Here is a 22,288-nt window from a genome sequence, read left to right on the forward strand (position 1 = left end):
GTTATTTATGTGTTTTTTTATTGTTAATTCTAAGGCGGTGGGTAGCCTGATTTTTCTATCACACAGTTAACACTAATACTGTATTTAATTTCTAATAAAAAAATAAATTTCGTGTGGGATGTCGATTCAGATCACGTTTTGACCGCGTGTTAAGCAAGTCAACCCGCAGGATACCCCAGTAGGGAAGGAGAGGAGGCAAGGCGAGTGATCTGGGTAATTATCACAAGGTGGATTCGTTGTTATTTACATGATAATAAACAATAATATTCATTATTTTGTGCGGTTTTAAGGGAGGTTTAAGCCATTGTTCTGTGAAATTTAACGCAGGATTTGATGCCAGATAGCATGAAAAATAGCGAAAAACAGCAGAAGAGAGATCCAGATCGACAACTGGAAAAAAAATGAGCAGTCCGTGTTGACAATCCCCGCCTCATATAACATTTTCAACCAGGTAGTTATCACATTTATAACACATAGCCGTTACATATCAGGCGTCGGTTTATCTGCTACGAAAAAGGATGTGCAGAGCGGGTATCTACCCTGCCAGCAACATCTGGCAGGGGCCACAAGCGTTAATACGAGGTCAGCAAAATGAACACTGCGTCCGCTTTACCTGTGCAGATTAAAGCACGAACCCGCAGGCGAGCGGCCATCGCCACCGTCGTCACGCTGGCGGTGCTGGCGGCCATTGCGCTGGATACCAAAGTGGTGAAGATCGGCTCGGCGGAAAACGTGGCTGAGCAGGGTTTTTCACCTGAGAGCTACGGTCTCCGCACCTTTCCTGAAATTAAAAAGAGTGTCGAATCTCGTGCGGTTGAGGCTGCTGTTCTGTATGACGCGCTTAAGGCCGACCAGCAGGCCGCCACGCAGAAATACGGCGTCGGTTCCTCTATGCCGGTGTTTTCCGTCTCCTTCAATGCGGTAGCCGGTGCCAGTAAAAGCGGCATTTATGACCTGAAAGTCGAGGGGCTACCGGAGGAAGTCCACGTTCGTATGCAGACCGGCCCGGCCATCAACGGCACCGATCTACGCGATGCGCCTGGCACCATTCAGTTTGGTGATTTCAAAAACCAGATCGACTATCAAAATGCCGGCTCGGCCATTAACCGGGCAATGAAGACCAGCGTGCTGGACCCGCTGAAAGGGCAGGATCTAAATGGAAAAACGTTAAAAGCGATCGGAGTCTTCCGCCTGCTGACGCCAACCAGCTGGCTGATCACGCCGGTGAGTCTGGAGGTTAAATGAGCGCAGCACAGCACAATCCCTCGGCGCTGACTGGCGAAGTGGTGCTCTCGGCACGTAATGTCAGCAAAATCTACGGCTCCACGCACGCGCTGAAAGGGGTGAATTTTGATATTCGTCGCGGACAGGTGACCACGTTGTTTGGTGAAAACGGCGCGGGTAAATCGACACTAATGAAGATTTTGTCCGGCGTCGTCACCCCCAGTTCCGGCGAAATTTTGCTGCACAACGAGCCGAAAACGTTTCACTCCACCAATGATGCCCGCGCCTGCGGTATCGCCATTATTCATCAGGAGCTGAACCTGGCTCCCAATATGAATGTGCGCGATAACCTCTTTATAGGCCGCGAGATTATGACGGCCACTGGTGTGGACTATGCCGAAGAGGCTCGCCTGACCCGTGAACTGATGCTGGCGCTGGAAGAGGACATCGACCCGCTGACGCCGGTGGAATCGTTGCGGCTCGGCCAGCAACAGGTGATTGAAATCGCCCGTGCGCTGTCGGTCAACGCGCAAATCCTGATTATGGATGAACCTACCTCTGCACTCAGTGCGGTGGAAGTCGAGGTGCTGTTCAAAATCATCCGCGATCTTACCGCCCGTGGCGTCGCCATTGTTTACATCTCTCATCACCTTGAAGAGGCGCTGGAGATCACCGATCGCGCAGTGGTGCTGCGTGACGGCGCGATGACCGCCGCCGCCGATCGCAGTGAGATCGATTTGGCGTGGATTGTGCGCAATATGGTGGGCGATCGCTTCGATCTTGGCTCCCCGCCGCAGGGGTATGAGATGGGCGAGGTGGCGCTGGAAGTTCGCGATCTGACGGTGATTGGCACGGGCGGCATCCGGCTGGTGGATAACCTGTCGCTGTCGGTGAAAGCCGGGGAGATTGTCTGTATTTATGGCCTGATGGGCGCCGGGCGGACCGAGCTGATGGAGTCTATCGCCGGCCGTTTGTCCGGCAGCCACGGCGAGATCCTGCTGAAAGGGAATTCGGTGACCGGACTGAGTATCGGCGAACGAATTGAGCAAGGGCTGGCGCTGGTGCCGGAAGATCGGCAGCGGGATGGCCTGGTGCAGACCATGACGGTGGGTGAAAACCTGACGCTGGCGAGCATCGGCGAATTTATTCGCGGATTAATTATGTCGCCGCGACGAGAAAAAGAGCTGGTTAAGGAGGCGATTCGTAACGTCACGGTGAAAACCTCTGGCGGCGAGGCGGCAATTGGTTCCCTTTCCGGCGGCAATCAGCAAAAGGTGGTGATCGGCAAAATGTTGGCCACCCATCCCAGCGTGATCCTGCTGGATGAACCGAGTCGCGGCATCGACATTGGCGCCAAAGCAGAGGTCTTTCGCCTGCTGGCGGAGAAGGCGCGTGAAGGGCTGGCCGTTATCTACTCCACCTCGGAAGTGGGAGAGTGTCTGAGCGTAGCCCATCGCATTGTGGTGATGCACAAAGGCCATATTTCAGCGATTTTCGATTCCAGCGTCAGCAAAGAACGCATTATGGCCGCCTCTGGCGAATCCCTTGTGGCCTGATGTCCAGATTGAGACGGAGCCTGTTATGAACAATAAAACCCAAGTCCTGCCTTCGGCCAGCGCCGTCCCTCGCCAGCGCGTATCCGGAGTGAATATCGCCAGACTGCTGCTCGAAGGGCGTGCTTTCTTCGCGCTGATCGTCATTGTGGCGGTGTTCTCCTTTCTCTCGCCCAATTATTTTTCGGCGAATAACTTTCTTACCATGGCTTCGCATGTGGCGATCTTCGGCTTGCCCGCTATCGGTATGCTGTTGGTTATTCTGAATGGCGGTATCGACCTGTCAGTTGGGTCAACGCTGGGGTTGTCCGGCGTGTTTGCCGGTTATCTGATGCAGGGCGTTGATCTGCAAGCCTTTGGGGGCATTCTTTACTTCCCTCTCTGGGCTGTGGTGTTGCTGACGCTGGCACTGGGCGCGCTGGTGGGGCTGATTAACGGCGTACTGATCGCCTGGTTGCGCGTGCCGGCATTCGTCGCCACCCTGGGCTCGCTGTACGTTGCCCGCGGCGTTGCGCTACTGATGACCAACGGCCTGACCTACAACAAACTCTCCGGCAGCGTCGAGCTGGGTAATACGGGCTTTGACTGGTTGGGATTCAACCGCATTCTTGGCATTCCCGTTGGGGTGCTAATTATGGCGGCGATTGCGCTGGCCGCCGGGTTCCTGCTGAGCCGCAGTGCTTTTGGCCGCTGGCTCTATGCCTCTGGCGGCAACGAACGTGCCGCCGATCTCTCGGGCGTGCCGGTTAAACGCGTCAAGATTACGGTTTATGTGCTTTCCGGAATCTGCGCTGCTGTCGCCGGACTGGTGCTTTCCTCGCAGTTAACGTCGGCTGGCCCGACCGCCGGCACCACCTACGAACTGACGGCCATTGCTGCTGTGGTGATTGGCGGCGCGGCCTTAACCGGCGGACGCGGTAACGTTCGTGGAACCCTGCTTGGCGCATTTGTCATCGGATTTCTTTCTGATGGTCTGGTGATTATCGGCGTTTCTGCTTACTGGCAGACGGTATTCACTGGCGCCGTCATCGTACTGGCAGTTCTGCTCAACACCCTGCAATACGGTAAACGATCGAAATAATCCCCGGGCGCCGGAGCCTTTGCGGCGCCTGAATCCAGACTCAGACCTACCCTACACCAAGACAAGTGGAGACAGACCATGCTTAACCGCAAACGTATTCTGATGATGGCCGCCACCGCGCTCATCACCGTTCTCGCCACGCCGGCCTGGGCGGCCAACGGGCTAATGACCATCATCGTCAATGATCCTTCTAATCCTTACTGGTACACCGAAGGTATGGTGGCGAAGAAAGAGGCGGAAAAACTAGGCTACACCGCCACGGTTGGGGCGCATAAAGGGGATACCAATACCGAAAGCCAGTTGATCGACACCGCCATTACCAACAAATCTAAAGCCATTATCCTCGATCCGGCTAACGCCGACGGATCGGTTGGATCGGTGAAAAAAGCCATCGCTGCCGGTATTCCGATCATTGTGATCAATGCCGAACTGAACCAGAGTGGCTTGGCAAAAGCGCAGTTGGTCTCCAACAATGCTCAGGGCGCAGCGCTGGGCGCCATGCAGTGGGTGAAAATGGTGGGCGACAGCGGCAACTATGTGGAGCTGCTTGGCTCGCCGTCCGACAACAATGCGGCAACCCGCTCAAATGGCTATGATACCGTTCTGTCGCAGTACCCGGAGTTGAAGCTGGTGGGGAAAGAAGTCGCTAACTGGGACCGCACCCAGGGCAATAATAAAACGCAGTCCCTGTTGCAGGCTCATCCGGATATTAAAGGCATTATCAGCGGTAACGACGAGATGGCACTGGGTGCTGTAGCGGCGCTGAAAGAGGGCGGAAAACTGAAAAATGTGGTGGTGGGGGCTTTCGATGGCTCACCGGATGCCGTGGATGCGGTGAAGTCTGGCGAACTGGCTTATACCGTCATGCAGCCGGTGTCAGAATTCGCCAGCAAAGCAGTCCAGCAGGCCGATCGGTTTATCAAAACCGGCAAGACCGGCGCGAAAACGGAAAAACAGCTGTTTGACTGCAAACTGATCACCAAAGAAAATGCCAGCAAATACACCTCGGCCTTCACCCTTTCTGAGTAAACAAACGGCAGCGGCGGGCTCTCCGCCGCGCCACCCTGATTTGCTAAATCCCTTAATCGGGGGTCTAATAAAGCCGCTTCGTCTTCCCTTATCTGACCTGGATATATGCCTCATGACCCTGGAAAAAGCCGTCGACATTTTTATGGCAGAACAGATGCCTGGTGACAGCCGACAGGCGCGCCAGTTAGCTCGTCGCCAGCTGATTGTTGAAGCGGTGGTGGCGGCGGGCTCGATACGGATTGAAGATCTGACCGAGCGGTTCGGTATCAGCCTGATGACGGCCCATCGTGATATTGATGAGCTGGTCGAACGCGGATTGTTACGTAAAGCCAGAGGCGTTGTCTCTGCCACTTCCACCAGTCAGGTTGAGTCGAGCGATGTCTATCGCGCCACCCGGCAGCTTGATGAGAAAAGAGCCATTGCGGAGATGGCCGCTGGCCTGATTGAGCCGGGGCAGTCGGTCTTTATGGATGACTCCACCACCGTACTCCAGATGACCCGCTTTTTGCCCGCGCGTGGGCCCCTGACGGTGATCACCAACTCACTGCCGCTGATGTCTGAATTACGCAATGTGCGTGATATCAATCTGCTGGGGTTGGGCGGGCAATTTTACAACTGGTGTAACGCTTTTATGGGGCAGATGACTCGCCGGGAAATTGCCCTGCTGCGCGCCGATCTGTTTTTTGTCAGCATGTCGGCGATTACCGATAGCGGCGTGTTTCACCAGTCTGCGGAAACCACCGAAACCAAACGCGCCATGTTTGAGTCTTCTGCTAAGCGTATTCTGCTCAGCGATCACACAAAATTTGAACGCCGGGCACTGCACCATTTTGCGAGGCTGGAGGAGTTTGATGCGGTGATTGTGAATCAGGGAACGCCACCGTCACAGATTGAGAAAATGCGCGACAGTGGGATCAACGTGATGATCGCGCCGGTAAAAGTAGGCGGTTGATGGCAACCAGCAGAGGATAAAAACGCACGCCAGGCGGCATTTTTATCCTCTGATGCGTTACTCCATCCCCAGCTCTTTCAGCTTGCGGGTCAGGGTGTTTCGCCCCCATCCCAGCAGACGCGCGGCTTCCTGCTTATGGCCCTGCGTGTGGCGCAGCGCCGTGGTCAGCAGCGTGCGCTCCATTTCTGGCTGCGCTTCCGACAGCAGGTTTTGATGACCGGAACGCAGAGCGCGATCGGCCCACTGCGCCAGCAGCGTCGCCCAGCTGTCCGGCAGCGACTGCACCGGGTTCTCAGGCGTTGAGGTCTCGAACAGCTCGGACGGCAGATCCTGAATCAACACCTCCTGTCCCGCCGCCATCACGGTCAGCCAGCGGCAGGTGTTTTCCAACTGACGGACGTTGCCTGACCAGTGCAGGCGAGTCAGGGCCGTTTCGGTTTCCGGGTGCAGGATTTTCGCTTCCACGCCCAGCTCCCTCGCGGCAATTTGCAGGAAGTAGCGAGCCAGGCGAGGAATATCCTCACGGCGCTCGCGCAGCGGCGGCAGATGAACGCGGATAACGTTCAGGCGATGGAACAAATCCTCGCGGAATTTGCCTTCCTGCACCCGCAGCTCCAGGTTTTGGTGGGTAGCGGCGATAATCCGCACGTCCACTTTTACCGGCGCATAGCCCCCAACGCGATAGAACTGACCGTCAGCCAGAACGCGCAGTAAACGCGTCTGAACATCCAGCGGCATATCGCCGATTTCATCCAGGAACAGCGTACCGCCGTCTGCCTGCTCAAAACGTCCCTGACGGATTTGATTGGCGCCGGTAAAGGCGCCTTTCTCATGACCAAACAGTTCTGACTCAATCAGGTCTTTCGGGATAGCAGCCATGTTCAGCGCAATGAAAGGCGCTTTGGCTCGCGGGCTGTGACGGTGCAGAGCGTGAGCAACCAGCTCTTTACCGGTGCCTGACTCGCCGTTGATCAGTACGCTGATCGAGGAGCGAGAGAGGCGGCCGATGATGCGGAAAACGTCCTGCATCGCGGGCGCTTCGCCAATGATATCCGTGGTCGGGCCGCTCACCGGCTGATTGCGAGGCTGCTGCTGCTCCTGGTAATGGCTGATAGCCCTTTCCACCAGGGCCACGGCTTCATCAATATCAAACGGCTTTGGCAGGTAATCGAAGGCGCCCTGCTGATACGCGCTAACTGCCGCATCCAGATCGGAATGCGCGGTCATTATGATGACCGGAAGCATCGGATGACGCTGCTTAATCTGTTTCAGGAGTGCCAGCCCATCCATACCGGGCATACGAATATCTGAAAGTAAAACGTCTGGGGTTTTGCTGGCAAGGGCGTCCAGCACCTCGTTAGCGCTGTCAAAAGTAGCGCAGCTTAAACCGGCTCCAGTGAGCGCGCGTTCAAGCACCCAGCGGATGGAGCTATCGTCATCGACGATCCAAACTATCCCTCGTTGCATAGAAACCTCACTGGCGAATAGGCAGATAAACCGAAAATTCAGTGTGACCAGGCCAACTGCTAAATTCTATTTTCCCCGAATGCTGATCGATCAGGCTACGGGCAATCGACAGGCCTAAACCGGTGCCGCCTTCTCGCCCGCTCACCATCGGATAAAACAGCGTATCCTGCAGTTGTGCCGGAATGCCAGGGCCATCATCTTCAACATCGATGCGGGCCACCAGGCGATAGCGTACGCCGTGCAGCGTCAGTTGAAACGCCGTGCGGGTACGAAGCGTAATAGTGCCGCCTTCTTCACCCAACGCCTGAAGCGCGTTGCGTACTACATTCAGCAGAACTTGTTCAATCTGATCCGGGTCGTGCGGCAGTTCCGGCAGGCTGGGATCGTAATCCCTGACCAGCGCCACGTTATCCGGCAGCTCCATGGAGACCAGGTTTACCACGCGTTCGGCTACCTGATGGATGCTTTGCGTTACGTGCATACCCGGCTGCTGCGGACCCAGCAGGCGATCAACCAGATTGCGCAGGCGGTCCGCCTGTTCAATGATCACCTTGGTATACTCGGTTAATGACGGATCGGGCAGGGCTTTCGCCAGCAGTTGTGCTGCGCCACGCAATCCTCCCAGCGGGTTTTTAATTTCATGTGCCAGACCGCGGACTAAATCCCGCGCGGCGACCTGCTGAGCATGTTGAATTTGTTCCTGACTGAGGCGGCGCTGGTTATCCATCGGGGCCATTTCAATCAGAATTAATCCTTCAGGCAGACGCTGTGCGGTTAAAGACATAATGTGCGCACGGCTGTCGACCACTAAAGTCACTTCACTGTCGGTAAAACCCTGACCTGCATTCAGACTCTCAAGCATGACGTCGATATTTAATGAAAAATATCCCATCAGTTCCGGCAGCGGCGTACCAAATAGCTTGCGGGAGCTTTGCGCTAACAGCTGTTGGGCTGCGGGGTTGGCGTAATGAACCACCAGCTCGCTATCGACCAGCAAAATACTGTTAATAAGGGAATTGAGAATCTGCCCAGCATCGGGCAGCATGCCTGTTGCCATACAGCGTTCTCCTGCACCATTTTAGTGCATTATAGTCAAGGAACCCGAAATTCGTCTTCCTGAACGATGAAATCGTGGTGAAAAAAGGCCATCCTAAGATGGCCTGAAAATTTTCACGGCAACATAAAGCGCCAGACCCGTTAAACGCTGTAGTACAGCTCGAACTCAACCGGGTGTGGAGTCATACGAACGCGGTCGATATCGGCTTTACGCAGTTCGATGTAGGCATCAATGGTGTCGTCAGTGAACACGCCGCCACGAGTCAGGAACTCACGGTCTTCGTTCAGGCTGTTCAGAGCCTCTTCCAGCGAGCCGGCCACTTTTGGAATCTCAGCTTCTTCTTCCGGCGGCAGGTCGTACAGGTTTTTGTCCATCGCGTCGCCAGGATGGATTTTGTTGATGATGCCGTCCAGGCCTGCCATCAGCAGCGCAGAGAACGCCAGGTATGGGTTAGCGGCTGGATCGGGGAAGCGAGCTTCGATACGACGCGCTTTCGGGCTGGCAACCACTGGGATACGGATAGAAGCTGAACGGTTACGGGCTGAATAAGCCAGCATCACCGGCGCTTCGTAGCCTGGGACCAGACGCTTGTAGGAGTTGGTGGTCGGGTTAGACAGGGCGTTGATGGCTTTAGCATGCTTGATAACGCCGCCGATGTAGAACAGCGCAGTTTCAGACAGGCCGCCGTATTTGTCGCCTGCGAACAGGTTGTTGCCGTCTTTAGACAGAGACATATGGCAGTGCATACCTGAACCGTTATCACCAAAAATAGGTTTTGGCATGAACGTCGCGGTTTTGCCGTAAGCGTGAGCCACGTTGTGTACGACATATTTGTAGATCTGAATTTCATCAGCTTTTTTGGTCATGGTGTTGAAGCGGGTAGCCACTTCGTTCTGACCAGCGGTAGCCACTTCGTGGTGATGCGCTTCAACCACCAGACCCATCTGCTCCATGGTCAGACACATAGCAGAACGGATGTCCTGTGAAGAGTCGACCGGAGGAACCGGGAAGTAGCCGCCTTTGATACCAGGACGGTGACCTTTGTTACCGCCTTCATATTCTTTACCGGTGTTCCATGCCGCTTCGATATCATCGATAGCAACGTGCGAGCCGGAAGTCGTTGCGCCGAAACGCACGTCATCAAACAGGAAGAACTCTGGCTCTGGCCCAAACAGAACGGTGTCCGCAATGCCGGAAGAGCGCAGGAAGTCTTCAGCGCGTTTAGCGATGGAGCGCGGGTCGCGATCGTAGCCTTGCATGGTGCCTGGCTCAAGGATGTCACAACGAATGATCAACGTTGGATCTTCGAAGAATGGGTCCAGTACCGCAGTCGTCACGTCCGGCATCAGAACCATGTCTGATTCGTTAATGCCTTTCCAGCCACCAATTGATGAGCCGTCAAACATTTTACCTTCTTCAAAGAAGTCAGCGTTAACCTGGTGTGCAGGAATGGTGACGTGCTGCTCTTTACCCTTGGTATCAGTAAAACGCAGGTCCACGAATTTGACTTCGTGCTCGTTCATCATCGACAGAACGTGTTCAGCGGACATACTTAACTCTCCTGGATTTTGTCATTGTCGTCGTGGTTAGCGATCTTCACGGAAGGCTTTGCTTATCAGGCATTGTCATCCGATAATGAGGATCTCTCACACGCTATCAACCGTTGTTAAACTGGCATTCTTCGTTTCAGTGTATAAAGCGAAATCTATGCCAACTTTATTATTTACCTGAAAAAGCGCTATTATGCGCCCTCTCGTGAAACGGGATCTGCACCATGATGGAAGTCGCGCACCATTTTGGTGCTACTGAGTGCTGAGTGAGCACTATTTTGGTGCATTTTTTCGATGAGGTGCAATTCTTGCACTGTTTAAGGTGAGAAAAGCCAGCCTGACAGTTATCTTTAATTGAAATTTGTGATCCTGTTCAGTCCTTCGATTAATCCGTGTACAATAGCGCGCTATTTCTAATGCCTGAGGCAAAGCTGTGATCGAAAATTTGCGTAACATCGCCATTATTGCCCACGTTGACCATGGTAAAACTACCCTGGTTGATAAGTTGTTGCAGCAGTCCGGGACCTTTGATGCCCGTACTGAAGCGACCGAGCGCGTAATGGACTCCAACGATTTGGAGAAAGAGCGTGGGATTACCATCCTCGCAAAAAACACCGCCATTAATTGGCACGACTACCGCATCAACATCGTGGATACCCCAGGACACGCCGACTTCGGCGGTGAGGTAGAGCGTGTGATGTCAATGGTTGACTCGGTGCTGCTGGTTGTGGATGCAATGGATGGCCCAATGCCGCAAACCCGCTTCGTGACCAAAAAAGCGTTTGCTAATGGTCTGAAGCCGATCGTTGTTATCAACAAAGTTGACCGCCCTGGCGCGCGTCCAGACTGGGTTGTGGATCAGGTCTTCGACCTGTTCGTGAACCTGGATGCGACTGACGAACAGCTCGACTTCCCGGTTATCTATGCTTCCGCCCTGAACGGCATCGCTGGTCTGGACCACAACGATATGGCTGAGGATATGACTCCGCTGTATCAGGCTATCGTCGATCACGTTTCTCCTCCGCAGGTTGAGATGGACGCGCCATTCCAGATGCAGATTTCCCAGCTGGACTATAACAACTACGTGGGTGTTATCGGCATTGGCCGCATCAAACGCGGTAAAGTTAAGCCAAACCAGCAGGTGACTATCGTTGATAGCGAAGGCAAAACCCGTAACGGTAAAGTCGGTAAAGTGCTGACCCACCTGGGCCTGGAGCGTATCGACGCCGTTGAAGCCGAAGCGGGCGATATCATTGCTATCACCGGCCTGGGCGAGCTGAACATCTCCGACACCATCTGCGATCCGCAGAGTGTTGAAGCGCTGCCAGCGCTGAGCGTTGATGAACCCACCGTGACCATGTACTTCAACGTCAACACCTCGCCGTTCTGCGGTAAAGAAGGTAAGTATGTGACTTCACGTCAGATCCTTGACCGTCTGAACAAAGAACTGGTGCACAACGTTGCGCTGCGCGTGGAAGAAACCGAAGATTCTGACGCCTTCCGCGTATCGGGTCGTGGTGAGCTTCACCTGTCTGTTCTGATTGAAAACATGCGTCGCGAAGGCTTCGAAATTGCCGTATCGCGTCCTAAAGTTATCAACCGTAAAATCGATGGCCGTATGCAAGAGCCGTTCGAGAACGTGACGCTGGATATCGAAGAGCAGCATCAGGGTTCTGTGATGCAGGCAATGGGCGAGCGCAAGGGTGATGTTAAAGACATGATCCCTGACGGCAAAGGCCGTATTCGTCTGGATTACCTGATCCCGGCTCGTGGCCTGATCGGCTTCCGTACTGAATTCATGACCATGACTTCTGGTACGGGTCTGCTGTACTCCACGTTCAGCCACTACGATGACGTTCGCCCGGGTGAAATCGGCCAGCGCCAGAACGGCGTGCTGATCTCAAATGGTCAGGGTAAAGCGGTAGCGTTCGCCCTGTTCAGCTTACAGGATCGCGGCAAGCTGTTCCTCGGCCACGGTGCGGAAGTGTATGAAGGCCAGATCATCGGTATTCACTCACGTTCTAACGACCTGACCGTTAACTGCCTGACCGGTAAGAAGCTGACCAACATGCGTGCTTCCGGTACTGACGAAGCGACCACGCTGGTTCCGGCTATCAAGATGTCTCTGGAGCAGGCTCTGGAATTCATCGATGATGACGAACTGGTTGAAGTCACGCCAACGTCCGTGCGTATTCGTAAACGTCACCTGACTGAAAACGATCGTAAACGCGCAAACCGTGGTCCTAAAGAGGCGTAATTCGCCTTAATAAAGCCATGTGTTCTTCAGGGCCGGAAATTTTTCCGGCCCTGGATCTTCCTCCTCTTTTTCAAACCCCTCTCCTGTTCAGCCTCCCGATTTACCGCTAGAGTGAATAGTTCACCGGCACAAAAGGAGATGACCATGCTGTATATCTTTGATTTAGGTAACGTCATTGTTGATATTGATTTCAACCGGGTTCTTGGCGTCTGGAGCGATCTTGGTCGCGTGCCGTTAGCCACGCTGCAAAGCCGATTCAACATGGGCGAAGCTTTTGAGCTGCATGAACGGGGTGAAATCGACGACGAAGAGTTTGCCGTCCGTATGTGCGAACAGCTGGATATCGCGCTGGGCTTCGAGCAATTTGCCGCTGGCTGGCAGGCGATATTTGTCGGCGTGCGCCCGGAAGTGATTGCTATCATGCATAAATTGCGCGAACAGGGCGATCGCGTGGTGATCCTCTCCAATACCAACCGGCTGCACTGCACCTTCTGGCCAACGCAATACCCCGAAGTGCAAAAGGCGGCGGACAAACTCTATCTGTCGCAGGAAATGGGCCTGCGCAAGCCGGAGGCCGAAATTTATCAGCAACTGCTCAACGCGGAAGAAGCCTCTGCTCAGGACGCGATTTTCTTTGATGATAATCTGGAGAATATAGAAGCGGCGCGGGCATTGGGTATCCACAGCGTGCACGTCACTGACGCGAACGTGGTGCCGATGTTCTTTAGCGATCGTAGATAATGAGCCGTCTTAACCACTACCGGCATCGCCTGCGCGCGGTCTGGGGCTGGATGAAACTGCTGTGGCAGCGCATCGATGAAGATGGCATGACCACGCTGGCTGGTAATCTGGCCTATGTCTCGCTGCTGTCGTTGGTGCCGCTGGTGGCAGTGGTCTTTGCGCTTTTTGCCGCTTTTCCGTCTTTCGCCAACGTCAGCATCCAGCTGAAGACCTTTATTTTTCATAACTTTGTTCCGGCATCAGGGACGGTCATCCAGAACTATCTGGAGCAGTTCGTGGCTAACGTGAACAAAATGACGGCGGTCGGCGCCTGCGGTCTGGTGGTCACGGCGCTGTTGCTGATGTATTCCATTGATACTGCGCTGAATACTATCTGGCGGAGCAAGCGTAAGCGTCCCATCGTCTACTCTTTTGCCGTGTACTGGATGATCCTGACGCTCGGCCCGCTGCTGGCTGGGGCCAGCCTGGCAATCAGCTCATACCTGCTTTCGCTGCGCTGGGCCTCCGTCACGGGCGTGAGCTGGCTGATTGACTATGGGCTGCGGATCTTCCCGCTGCTGCTCTCCTGGCTCTCGTTCTGGCTGCTCTACAGCATTGTTCCCACCCGGCAGGTGTCGGGCAAGGATGCGCTCATTGGCGCGCTGGTGGCCGGACTGCTGTTTGAGCTAGGGAAAAAAGGTTTTGCGCTGTATGTTACGATGTTCCCTTCGTACCAGTTAATTTATGGCGTGCTGGCCGTGATTCCCATTCTTTTTCTGTGGGTTTACTGGACCTGGTGTATTGTATTGCTGGGGGCCGAAATCAGCGCCACCCTTGGCGACTACCGCCTGATGAGACAAGAAGAACAAAAAAAAGAAGATGAGGAATTATGATTGCCTTAATTCAACGAGCGCTGAGCGCCAGCGTGCAGGTGGCAGGGGAAACCACCGGTGAAATAGGCCCTGGATTACTGATCCTGCTGGGGGTAGAAAAAGGGGATGACCAGCAGAAAGCCCAGCGCTTATGCGACCGGGTGCTGGGCTACCGTATTTTCGGCGACGAAAACGACAAAATGAACCTTAACGTGCAGCAGGCAGGCGGAAGCCTGCTGGTTGTCTCACAGTTTACCCTCGCGGCTGATACCCAGAAGGGAATGCGCCCCAGCTTCTCGGGCGGCGCGGACCCTGAGCAGGCCGAGCGTCTTTACGAGTCCTTTATTGGCTGCTGCCGCGAGAGGGGGATCGTCACGGAGACGGGACGTTTTGCCGCCAATATGCAGGTAGCGCTGGTCAATGACGGGCCGGTCACTTTCTGGCTGCAGGTTTGAGGCAGCTGGCAGAACGGCATGGAGGCGTTGCGGGTTTAGAGAGAGAGAACCATTTTATGTATCATCTTAGGGTTCCTGAAACAGCAGAAGAGCTGGATACCTACTATCAGTTCCGCTGGGAAATGTTACGTAAACCGCTCCATCAGCCTATGGGCTCTGAGCGGGATGCCTGGGATGCGCTGGCGCATCATCAGATGGTGGTGGATGAACGCGGTGAACCGGTAGCGGTTGGCCGCCTGTATATCAATGCGGAAAATGAGGCGGCTATCCGCTTCCTGGCCGTGCATCCTTCGGTACAGGGGAAAGGGCTGGGGACGCTGGTGGCGATGACCCTCGAGTCCGTTGCGCGTCAGGAAGGGGCTAAACGGGTGGTCTGTAGCGCCCGCGAAGATGCCGTCGAGTTCTTTGCCAAGCTGGGGTATATCAACCAGGGCGAGATCACCGTGCCGCAAACCACGCCGGTGCGCCACTTCCTGATGATTAAGCCGGTGATGACGCTGGATGATATTCTGCATCGCGCCGACTGGTGCGGGCAGTTGCAGCAGGCCTGGTACGATCACATTCCCCTCAGCGAGAAGATGGGCGTGCGGATTTTGCAATTCACCGGGCAGAAATTTATCACCACCATGCCGGAAACCGGTAATCAAAACCCGCACCACACGCTGTTTGCGGGGAGCCTGTTTTCGCTGGCAACGCTGACCGGCTGGGGGCTGATCTGGCTGCTGCTGCGCGAGCGCCATCTTGGCGGAACGATCATCCTGGCCGATGCGCATATCCGCTACAGCCACCCGATCACCGGAAAGCCCGGCGCGGTGGCGGATTTAGGTTCTCTGAGCGGCGATCTCGATCGGCTGGCTCGCGGCCGCAAAGCGCGCGTGCAGCTGGAGGTGGAGCTGTTTGGCAATGAAGTCTGTGGCGCGGTGTTTGAAGGGGTTTACATCGTGCTACCCGCCGACCCTGATGGACCCCTGGAGCGGGGCGGTTCCGGCGGATAATGGGCGGGGCGCTAAATCAGCGCCCTTTCTTTTTGCGGCCTGGCTGGGCAAAACGTTTGCGGGCAGCGGTATTGCCAGCGGTTTTTTCGGCGGCTTTCGCACCGCCGGGGTTCGGCTTTTTCGCCGCGGCGGGTTTGGGCTTCGCCTTCGCTTTTTTCCCGGCGTCGTCTTCTGACGAGGAGTTCTCAATCAGCCTGAACAGCTCGATCAGCTCATCGTCGGTGAAGTCACGCCATTCGCCAATCGGCAGTCCTTTCAGGCTGACGTTCATAATACGCGTGCGCTCAAGTTTGGTGACTTCATAACCGAAGTGCTTACACATGCGGCGAATCTGACGGTTAAGCCCCTGCACCAGCGTGATACGAAAGACAAACGGCGCTTCTTTCTTCACCTTGCACTTCTTCGTCACCGTGCCCAGCATGGGGACGCCAGCGCTCAGGCCCTGAATAAACTCGTCGGTCACCAGCTTATTCACCGTCACCAGGTACTCTTTCTCGTGATCGTTCCCGGCGCGCAGGATTTTGTTTACCAGATCGCCATGGTTGGTCAGGAAAATCAGTCCCTGAGACTCTTTATCCAGCCGTCCGATCGGAAAAACACGCTTGCTGTGGTTAACGTAGTCAACGATGTTGTCACGCTCACCTTCTTCCGTGGTGCTGATAATGCCAACCGGCTTATTCAGGGCGATCAGCACCAAGTCTTCTTCGTTACGGGGCTCAATCAGCTGACCGTTGACCTTCACCACATCTCCGGCAAATACCTGATCGCCCACGGCGGCTCGCTTGCCGTTGATAAAAACGTTTCCCTGTTCAATGTAGCGATCGGCATCACGACGCGAGCAGATACCGCTCTCGCCGATGTATTTGTTGAGACGAATAGATGAGTTGGTCAGCATGGTTCCTCCGTAAAAATCGGACTCTATCTTACCCTGGGAGAGCGCCAAACAGGAGAAATTACCGACCGGGTGAAAGCTCCGGCCGCTGGGGCCGGAGAGGAGATCGTTTACTGCGCGCCAGCGACCTGGCCTGCCTGCATCGTTTGCCGAACTGACTTATCGCCAGCGGTGACGGAAAGCGTACCGCTAACCGATGGTTTTAACGGCGCATTCGCCGCCAGGCTGCCCTCGATCTTGAGCTGCATATCGGCATCACCCTCCAACGGAACCGTTGGCCATCCCCAGTCGTGAAGCAGGTTCGCCGGAACCTGTCGGCCATTCATGGTCAGAGACAGCGCGCGCTGCGGCTGCTGAGAGACGTTTGCCAGGCTCTCAACCATGCCGCTTTTAGTGAACGCGCTCATCTCCGTTACATTGATTCTGCTGTTATCGGCAGTCAGCGCGATGGAGGGATGGCGAACATCCACGCGGTTAAAGGTGGCCTCGGCTGCGTTGAGGTTCAGGCTGCCTGACCAAATCCCCCACTGATGATCCTTTGCCATCAGCAGATTGCTGGCGGTGCCGTCCAGCGAGGTCATCTGGAAAGGGAACGCCGGATTAATATCAATAATCAGGTTACGGTTGGCGGCGAACTTCGCCACTTCCACGCTGCTCAGCCAGCCGGGCAGCGGCTCCATCCAGTGTTCACGCCAGTTCTGCGGCAGGGTATATTCCAGACCGGCAACCGCCAGCTCGTCCAGCGTCAGCTTCTTGTCGCTGCGGTTCCAACTGCCCTGCGCCCGTATCAGACCGTTCACCCAGCGGGAACTGAACTGCGTCAGCGCCACGCCCTGCGGCGAGAGCGTCATATTTACAATCGGATCGTTCAGCTCGAGGCTGCCGTTGACAAAGGTGCTGGCATTCATCGACAGCGAACCGTCATTACTCTGCCAGTCGCCGTTTTGCAGAGTGATGTTTTTCAGCGCCATATCCAGATCGGTGATCGCCCATCCCGCCCCTTCCAGCCGGGCATCCGTAACGTCAATGCGGTCAAAATGCACGGAGGGGAGAGCCAGCAGCGGATCGAGAAAGCCGCTAAGCGTTTTATCGCTTTGCAGACGAATGCTGTTGAGGCGCAGATTGGCTACCTGCCAGTTACCCTGAGCGTCACGCTGCGCGCTGGCGGTGATGGAGCCTAACGCCGCATCCGCGCCGACGTTACTCACCACCAGCTGCTTATTGCTGACGCGGCCCTGAAGCAGCACGTTGGCGGCCGGAATACCGTTAATTTCAAGCGATCCGGCGCTCATCTGGAAGCTGGCATCGCTGCCGATGAAATCACTTCCCTGCGGCTTCCAGGGGACAACGCCGCCGTCGACCCGGCTGGCTGAGACCGGAAGGCTGCTGTGAGGACTGTTGACCGTCATTTGATTAAGCTGCAGCCTGTCGGCCTGTATCGACAGGGGCATCCCGGAATCGGTAATATTCAGCGTCCCTTTCTCCAGCCAGATGCTGGCGAAATGCAGGGGTTGGGTGAACTGGATCACGCTCAGCCCCAGCTCAACGCGCTTAGCGGTCAGTACGGCCGGTTGCGTTTTACGGCCAAAGGAAACGTCATTCAGGATCAGATGGCTGGGATCGGAAAAGTTATGCTCCAGCTTGCTCATCGCCAGCTGATAATCAGTATGTGCGCTGACCGTGCGGCCGATCCATCCGGCGCCCCACTGGGTTTGCACCGCAACATACAGCGCTATCGCAGCCAGCAGCAGCACAAGTAATAGCGTTAGCAGAATTTTTCCGATTACTTTCATGACATCTTTCCCTGTAAACGTCTGGTAAAAGGTTGTTATGCCTGATTTATCATCGAAGCTCAACTGTCAGAGAGTACAGGGGGCCGGAAACCCCCTGCGAATCACCACTCGCGAGATTATTTTTCCTGGGGAAAGAGCAGATTCAGCACGATCGCCGTAATACCGCCAGCGGCAATGCCCGAAGAGAGTAACGTTTTCAGCCAGTCAGGCGCAAACTGCAAAATCAGCGGCTGCTGAGAAACGCCAAGGCCAACCGCCAGCGACAGCGCCATAATCATGATCGCGCGGCGATTCAGCGGCTCGCGGGAGACGATACGCACGCCAGAGGCGGCGATAGTCCCGAACATAACCAGCGTCGCGCCACCCAGAACCGGCTCAGGAATGTGCTGTACAAAGCCACTGACGGCCGGGAACAGGCCCAGCACAATCAGCATCAGCGCCACCACAAAGCCCACGTAGCGGCTGGCAACGCCGGTCAGTTGGATCACGCCGTTGTTCTGACCAAAGCACGAGTTTGGGAAGGTGTTAAAAAGCGCGGAGACAAAGGAGTTCAGCCCGTTGGCCAGCACGCCGCCTTTCAGCCGCTTCATATAGATTGGGCCGCTGACCGGCTGCTCTGACACGTCCGACGTGGCGGTGATATCGCCGATAGTTTCCAGCGAAGTCACCATAAAGACCAGCACCAGCGGGATCAACAGGTTCCAGTCAATCCCCAGCCCGTAATAGAACGGCGTCGGGACGGTGATCAGCGCCTGATTGGCCGCCGCAGTATTTTCCGGCAACATGCCGAGCGCCCAGGCCAGCAGATAGCCAACGGCCATGGCAATGACCAGCGAGGCCACGCGCAGATAAGGGTTACGCTGGCGGTTGAGCAGGATAATCACCAGCAGAACCGCACCGGCCAGCAGCAGGTTCTTCGGCGCGCCAAAAGTATGATCGCTCATCGCCGCAAAGCCGCCGCCGATAGACGTCAGGCCAACCTGAATCAGCGACAGGCCGATAATCATCACCACAATGCCGGAGACCAGCGGGGTGATTACCCGGCGGGCAAGGTGCAGGAAGCGTGAAAGGATCATCTCCGTGCAGGAGGCCAGCATTAGCGTGCCGAACAGCGCCGCCATCATGGTTGGCACATCGGCACCGCCGTTTTTCAGCGCCATACCGCCCATAATCAGCGGCGTGACGAAGTTAAAGCTGGTTCCCTGAATCGACAGCAGGCCGGAACCGACCGGCCCCCAGGTTTTGATTTGCAGAACGGAAGCCACCCCCGAAGCAAACAGCGACATGCTGATAATCTGCTGAGTATCCTGCGCCGGCAGGCCGAGGGCCTGGCAAATCAGCAGGGCTGGGGTGATCACCGCGACAAACATCGCCAGCAGATGCTGGCAGGCGGCAAACAGGGTTTGCGGCAGCGGAGGGCGATCTTCAAGACGGTAAATCAGCTCGCTGCTGGCAGCAGGGGCTGGATCACGACGGGCTTCTGCTTCAGGGATATTGACGGACATCTTTCGGTTCTCTGGCGAGCAAAGAGGCGATTTTAATCGGATAACAAGCAAAAGCAAACGTTTGCTGATGGCGATTTTGCGGCGGACGAAGGGAAGTCAACCGCCGTCAGGCGTTGGTATACCGCTGAGTTTCCGGCAGCCAGCGTTCGATTAGCGCTTTAGCCCGTTCGGGGTAATGCTGGTGGATGTGGCGAGCTACTCGCTGAACTTCAGGGATCATCGCGGCATCGCGCAGCAGGTCGGCCACTTTAAACTCCGCGTTGCCGGTTTGCCGGGTACCGAGAAGTTCGCCTGGCCCGCGGATCTCCAGGTCGCACTGCGCGATGACAAAGCCGTCATTGCTGTCGCGCAGCACCTGAAGACGCTTCTGCGCCGTTTTGCTCAGCGGGGCCTTATACAGCAGCACGCAGTGCGAGGCGACGGAACCGCGGCCTACGCGCCCGCGCAGCTGGTGGAGCTGCGCCAGGCCCAGACGCTCCGGGTTTTCAATAATCATCAGGCTGGCGTTAGGCACATCCACGCCCACTTCGATTACCGTGGTGGCAATCAGCAGGTGGATTTCGCCCTGCTTGAAGGCGAGCATTACCGCCTGTTTTTCTGCTGGTTTCATCCGTCCGTGCACCAGGCCGACGTTCAGTTCGGGTAGAGCCAGCTTCAGCTCTTGCCAGGTTGCCTCTGCCGCCTGAGCCTCAAGCTGTTCAGATTCTTCAATCAGCGTGCAGACCCAGTAAGCCTGGCGGCCCTCATCGCTACAGGCGCTTTTAACCCTGGTAATGATATCCGCCCTGCGCGTATCGGGAATGGCGACTGTTGTGACCGGCGTTCTGCCCGGCGGCAGCTCGTCGATGGTTGAGGTATCCAGATCGGCATAGGCCGTCATCGCCAGCGTTCGTGGGATTGGCGTGGCGGTCATGATCAGCTGGTGGGGATGGAAGCCCTGTTCTTCGCCCTTTTCCCACAGAGCCAGCCGCTGGTGGACGCCAAACCGGTGCTGCTCATCAATGATCACCAGCGCCAGGCCGCTGAACTGCACCTGCTCCTGGAAAATGGCGTGCGTACCGACGATCATCGATACCTGACCGCTGGCAATGGCCTCCTGCTGAGCCAGACGAGCCTTGCCCTTTTGCTTCCCGGCCAGCCAGCCAACCTCAATGCCCAGCGGTTCAAACCACTGGCGGAAGTTGTTGGCGTGCTGCTCCGCCAGCAGCTCTGTCGGTGCCATCAGGGCCACCTGCTTGCCGTAAGCGATGACGTGCAGCGCGGTCAGTGCGGCAACCAGCGTTTTGCCTGAGCCGACGTCGCCCTGAACCAGGCGCATCATCGGATAGTCGTGGAGCAGATCCTGCTCGATTTCACGCACCACGCGCGCCTGAGCGCCGGTTGGGCTGAAGGGGAGCGCCGCCAGCAGCTTGTCGCTCAGCTCGTGCCGGGGCGGCATGGACAGCGCATGATAGCGTTGGGCGCCGGCACGCACCGCCAGCATACTGAGATTGTGCGCCAGCAGCTCTTCCATAATCAGCCGCTGCTGGGCTGGATGTCTGCCGCTTTCCAGATCGGCCAGCGCCATATCCGGTGGCGGACGATGCAGCGTCCGCAACGCTTCTTTCAGACTGAGCATTCCACTGCTTAACTCTGGCGGCAACAGCTCGCTAATGGCGCAGCTGTCCAGCAGCTTCAGCGCCTGGTCGGTGAGATTGCGCAGCGTGGCCTGGCGGATGCCTTCAGTGGTGGAGTAAACCGGCGTCAGCGTTTCCTGTAGCTCAACCACGCTGTTATCGCCCTGCACGCGGTATTCAGGATGAACAATCTCGGCGCCACGCTGGCCGCGCTTGATCTCACCGTAGGCGGTTACGCGTTTACCCGGCGCCAGGCTGTTTTTCATCGCGGCATTGAAGTTGAAAAAGCGCAGGGTAAGGATGCCGCTGCCGTCACCGATCTGGCAGGTAAGCATCCGCCGACGGCCAAAGGTGATATCGCTGTGCAGCACTTCACCTTCTACCGTGGCAAAAATATTGGGGAGGAGATCGCCGATGGCATAAAGCTGAGTCCGGTCTTCGTAACGCAGCGGCAGGTGGAGCAGCAGATCCTGCACGGTCACCAGCCCCAGCTTCGCCAGTTTGCCTGCCTGGCTTGCGCCAACGCCAGACAGTGAATTCAGCGGGACGGCATCCAGCAGGCGGCCGGTCATTTTTTACGCACCGAAGCTTGCATCGTATTCCACCACGCCGGGTCGGCCACCACCTCACCGACATCGTTAATTTGCGGGTAGGGCAGGCCTTTATGTTTGGCGACTCTGGCCAGCACTGGATAGCCGCCTTCAAACAGCAGCCGCTGCTGCTCGCTGTACGCCAGCGTGCTGTGCTGACGCTGATACATTCCGGCATTTTGCCGCTGTCGCTGTGCTTCATACAAAATCAGCGCCGAGGCAACGGAGACATTGAGCGACTGCACCATACCAATCATCGGAATGATAATATCCCGATCCGCCAGCTCAAGGGCTTGCTGAGTGATGCCGGTTTTTTCCTGTCCCATCAGAATGCAGGTGGGGCGGGTATAATCAATCTCGCGGAAATCGACGGCTTTATCAGACAGGTGAGTCGCCAGGATTTGCATTCCCTGGCCTTTAAGATGGCCTACGGCATCGGCGATAGTGCGGTGCGTTTTGACCTGCACCCAGCTGTTGCTGCCAGCGGCGGAAGAAACCATGGTGCGCATCCTGCTGCCAGGCCAGACCGCGTGGACTTCATGCACGCCAACCGCATCCGCCGTACGGATCACGGCGGAGACGTTGTGGGGCTTATGAACCTGTTCCATACAGACGGTCAGGTCATGCTGACGGGCGGCCAGCATCTCCAGGATGCGGGCATAGCGTTGAGCATTCATACG

The 22,288-nt window shown here is 56.1% G+C and carries 18 protein-coding genes; 10 read left to right on the top strand and 8 right to left on the bottom strand.

Translation table 11 applies throughout. The features are described 5' to 3' along the window. Positions 1 to 591: 591 nt before the first annotated feature. The 5 genes from NG99_RS03330 to NG99_RS03350 all read left to right on the top strand — a co-directional run bounded on the left by NG99_RS03330 (position 592) and on the right by NG99_RS03350 (position 5,839). Positions 592 to 1,245, top strand: coding sequence for a DUF2291 family protein (locus NG99_RS03330; RefSeq protein ID WP_034888410.1), 654 nt, complete (start codon positions 592 to 594; stop codon positions 1,243 to 1,245). Then, a complete protein-coding gene (locus tag NG99_RS03335) occupies positions 1,242 to 2,780 on the top strand; it encodes a sugar ABC transporter ATP-binding protein (protein ID WP_052130538.1) in 1,539 nt (512 codons plus the stop codon). The genes NG99_RS03330 and NG99_RS03335 overlap by 4 nt, the downstream gene beginning before the upstream one ends. Before the next feature lie 25 nt (positions 2,781 to 2,805). Continuing rightward, complete coding sequence (locus NG99_RS03340; RefSeq protein ID WP_034888412.1) at positions 2,806 to 3,858, top strand: ABC transporter permease; 1,053 nt, start codon at positions 2,806 to 2,808, stop codon at positions 3,856 to 3,858. A gap of 78 nt (positions 3,859 to 3,936) precedes the next feature. Further along, positions 3,937 to 4,887: a D-ribose ABC transporter substrate-binding protein gene (locus NG99_RS03345; protein WP_034888414.1), complete on the top strand. Its 951-nt coding sequence runs from the start codon at positions 3,937 to 3,939 to the stop codon at positions 4,885 to 4,887. Positions 4,888 to 4,999: 112 nt separating this feature from the next. After that, complete coding sequence (locus NG99_RS03350; protein ID WP_034888415.1) at positions 5,000 to 5,839, top strand: DeoR/GlpR family DNA-binding transcription regulator; 840 nt, start codon at positions 5,000 to 5,002, stop codon at positions 5,837 to 5,839. Between the two features lie 57 nt (positions 5,840 to 5,896). Here NG99_RS03350 and glnG read toward each other — a convergent pair whose 3' ends face one another. The 3 genes from glnG to glnA all read right to left on the bottom strand — a co-directional run bounded on the left by glnG (position 5,897) and on the right by glnA (position 9,913). Further along, complete coding sequence (gene glnG, locus NG99_RS03355) at positions 5,897 to 7,306, bottom strand: nitrogen regulation protein NR(I) (RefSeq protein WP_034888417.1); 1,410 nt, start codon at positions 7,304 to 7,306, stop codon at positions 5,897 to 5,899. A 7-nt stretch (positions 7,307 to 7,313) separates the two neighbouring features. Continuing rightward, complete coding sequence (gene glnL / locus NG99_RS03360; protein ID WP_034888422.1) at positions 7,314 to 8,363, bottom strand: nitrogen regulation protein NR(II); 1,050 nt, start codon at positions 8,361 to 8,363, stop codon at positions 7,314 to 7,316. Between the two features lie 140 nt (positions 8,364 to 8,503). Then, positions 8,504 to 9,913: a glutamate--ammonia ligase gene (glnA, locus tag NG99_RS03365; protein WP_034888424.1), complete on the bottom strand. Its 1,410-nt coding sequence runs from the start codon at positions 9,911 to 9,913 to the stop codon at positions 8,504 to 8,506. Between the two features lie 433 nt (positions 9,914 to 10,346). On the opposite strand from glnA, the gene typA reads away from it, so the two are divergent. From typA to fabY, 5 genes are all read left to right on the top strand, one after another. After that, on the top strand, positions 10,347 to 12,170 hold the full coding sequence (gene typA, locus NG99_RS03370) for a ribosome-dependent GTPase TypA (RefSeq protein WP_034888426.1): 1,824 nt from the start codon (positions 10,347 to 10,349) through the stop codon (positions 12,168 to 12,170). Between the two features lie 144 nt (positions 12,171 to 12,314). Next, positions 12,315 to 12,911, top strand: coding sequence for a glucose-1-phosphatase (gene yihX / locus NG99_RS03375; RefSeq protein WP_034888428.1), 597 nt, complete (start codon positions 12,315 to 12,317; stop codon positions 12,909 to 12,911). Further along, on the top strand, positions 12,911 to 13,783 hold the full coding sequence (locus tag NG99_RS03380) for a virulence factor BrkB family protein (RefSeq protein ID WP_034888430.1): 873 nt from the start codon (positions 12,911 to 12,913) through the stop codon (positions 13,781 to 13,783). Before yihX ends, NG99_RS03380 begins: the two co-directional genes overlap by 1 nt. Beyond that, a complete protein-coding gene (dtd, locus tag NG99_RS03385) occupies positions 13,780 to 14,217 on the top strand; it encodes a D-aminoacyl-tRNA deacylase (RefSeq protein WP_034888432.1) in 438 nt (145 codons plus the stop codon). Before NG99_RS03380 ends, dtd begins: the two co-directional genes overlap by 4 nt. A 56-nt stretch (positions 14,218 to 14,273) precedes the next feature. Then, a complete protein-coding gene (fabY, locus tag NG99_RS03390; protein WP_034888434.1) occupies positions 14,274 to 15,212 on the top strand; it encodes a fatty acid biosynthesis protein FabY in 939 nt (312 codons plus the stop codon). A gap of 16 nt (positions 15,213 to 15,228) precedes the next feature. On the opposite strand, the gene rluF is transcribed toward fabY, so the two are convergent. From rluF to trmH, 5 genes are all read right to left on the bottom strand, one after another. Then, complete coding sequence (gene rluF, locus NG99_RS03395) at positions 15,229 to 16,107, bottom strand: 23S rRNA pseudouridine(2604) synthase RluF (RefSeq protein WP_034888436.1); 879 nt, start codon at positions 16,105 to 16,107, stop codon at positions 15,229 to 15,231. Positions 16,108 to 16,214: 107 nt separating this feature from the next. Beyond that, positions 16,215 to 17,897, bottom strand: a complete 1,683-nt coding sequence (locus tag NG99_RS03400; RefSeq protein WP_034888438.1) for an AsmA family protein — start codon at positions 17,895 to 17,897, stop codon at positions 16,215 to 16,217. Positions 17,898 to 18,013: 116 nt separating this feature from the next. Further along, positions 18,014 to 19,402 (bottom strand): nucleobase:cation symporter-2 family protein, encoded by a 1,389-nt coding sequence (locus tag NG99_RS03405; RefSeq protein WP_034888440.1) that lies wholly within the window; start codon positions 19,400 to 19,402, stop codon positions 18,014 to 18,016. A 106-nt stretch (positions 19,403 to 19,508) separates the two neighbouring features. Continuing rightward, a complete protein-coding gene (gene recG / locus NG99_RS03410) occupies positions 19,509 to 21,590 on the bottom strand; it encodes an ATP-dependent DNA helicase RecG (RefSeq protein ID WP_034888442.1) in 2,082 nt (693 codons plus the stop codon). Then, positions 21,587 to 22,285 carry a tRNA (guanosine(18)-2'-O)-methyltransferase TrmH gene (trmH, locus tag NG99_RS03415; protein WP_034888444.1) on the bottom strand — a complete coding sequence of 233 codons (699 nt, stop codon included), beginning with the start codon at positions 22,283 to 22,285 and terminating at the stop codon, positions 21,587 to 21,589. Before trmH ends, recG begins: the two co-directional genes overlap by 4 nt. Between the last annotated feature and the right edge of the window lie 3 nt (positions 22,286 to 22,288).

The organism is Erwinia typographi (assembly GCF_000773975.1).
Lineage (GTDB): Bacteria > Pseudomonadota > Gammaproteobacteria > Enterobacterales > Enterobacteriaceae > Erwinia > Erwinia typographi.

Bases quoted from the DNA above. Each gene is read 5' to 3' on its own strand.
- NG99_RS03330 (WP_034888410.1), top strand. From the start codon at position 592: ATGAACACTGCGTCCGCTTTACCTGTGCAGATTAAAGCACGAACCCGC.
- NG99_RS03335 (WP_052130538.1), top strand. From the start codon at position 1,242: ATGAGCGCAGCACAGCACAATCCCTCGGCGCTGACTGGCGAAGTGGTG.
- NG99_RS03340 (WP_034888412.1), top strand. From the start codon at position 2,806: ATGAACAATAAAACCCAAGTCCTGCCTTCGGCCAGCGCCGTCCCTCGC.
- NG99_RS03345 (WP_034888414.1), top strand. From the start codon at position 3,937: ATGCTTAACCGCAAACGTATTCTGATGATGGCCGCCACCGCGCTCATC.
- NG99_RS03350 (WP_034888415.1), top strand. From the start codon at position 5,000: ATGACCCTGGAAAAAGCCGTCGACATTTTTATGGCAGAACAGATGCCT.
- glnG (WP_034888417.1), bottom strand. From the start codon at position 7,306: ATGCAACGAGGGATAGTTTGGATCGTCGATGACGATAGCTCCATCCGC.
- glnL (WP_034888422.1), bottom strand. From the start codon at position 8,363: ATGGCAACAGGCATGCTGCCCGATGCTGGGCAGATTCTCAATTCCCTT.
- glnA (WP_034888424.1), bottom strand. From the start codon at position 9,913: ATGTCCGCTGAACACGTTCTGTCGATGATGAACGAGCACGAAGTCAAA.
- yihX (WP_034888428.1), top strand. From the start codon at position 12,315: ATGCTGTATATCTTTGATTTAGGTAACGTCATTGTTGATATTGATTTC.
- NG99_RS03380 (WP_034888430.1), top strand. From the start codon at position 12,911: ATGAGCCGTCTTAACCACTACCGGCATCGCCTGCGCGCGGTCTGGGGC.
- dtd (WP_034888432.1), top strand. From the start codon at position 13,780: ATGATTGCCTTAATTCAACGAGCGCTGAGCGCCAGCGTGCAGGTGGCA.
- fabY (WP_034888434.1), top strand. From the start codon at position 14,274: ATGTATCATCTTAGGGTTCCTGAAACAGCAGAAGAGCTGGATACCTAC.
- rluF (WP_034888436.1), bottom strand. From the start codon at position 16,107: ATGCTGACCAACTCATCTATTCGTCTCAACAAATACATCGGCGAGAGC.
- NG99_RS03400 (WP_034888438.1), bottom strand. From the start codon at position 17,897: ATGAAAGTAATCGGAAAAATTCTGCTAACGCTATTACTTGTGCTGCTG.
- NG99_RS03405 (WP_034888440.1), bottom strand. From the start codon at position 19,402: ATGTCCGTCAATATCCCTGAAGCAGAAGCCCGTCGTGATCCAGCCCCT.
- recG (WP_034888442.1), bottom strand. From the start codon at position 21,590: ATGACCGGCCGCCTGCTGGATGCCGTCCCGCTGAATTCACTGTCTGGC.
- trmH (WP_034888444.1), bottom strand. From the start codon at position 22,285: ATGAATGCTCAACGCTATGCCCGCATCCTGGAGATGCTGGCCGCCCGT.